Below are 403 nucleotides of genomic sequence, written 5' to 3'. Positions count from 1 at the left end.
GGGCTTGAGCGCGACAAGGACTACATCGACGTCGCCACCCGGCGCATCGCCAATGTGCGCAAGCTCGGCGCGGAAGACATCGAAGTGCAGTCGTCCAAAAAGTCCGAGCCGCGCGTGCCGTTCGGCGCTCTGGTCGAGCATGGCCTCGTGCGTCCCGGCGATCGCCTGTTCTGCCCGCAGAACCGCCACGTCGCGCGCGTGCGCGCCGACGGTTCACTCGCAAACGGCGAAGCCACCGGTTCGATCCACCGCATGGGCGCGCATGTGCAGAAGGCCCCGTCCTGCAATGGCTGGACGTTCTGGCACTACAAGTCGGATTCCGGCCTCGCCCCGATCGACCTGCTACGCCGCAAATTCCGCACGCAGATGGGGCTGTAGGTCGGCGATGGGTATTTCTGCGGAC

At 66.0% G+C, this 403-nt stretch carries 1 protein-coding gene; it reads left to right on the top strand.

Annotated elements, in window-relative coordinates:
* On the top strand, positions 1-378 hold a 378-nt coding region (locus tag RM844_RS33210; RefSeq protein ID WP_449657341.1), incomplete at its 5' end, for a restriction system modified-DNA reader domain-containing protein.
* Positions 379-403 lie beyond the last annotated feature (25 nt).

The organism is Streptomyces chisholmiae (assembly GCF_031845445.1).
GTDB classification, from domain to species: Bacteria; Actinomycetota; Actinomycetes; order Streptomycetales; family Streptomycetaceae; genus Streptomyces; species Streptomyces chisholmiae.
Note: the sequence above shows the minus strand (reverse complement) of the source record. Positions and strands in the feature narration are given on the sequence as shown.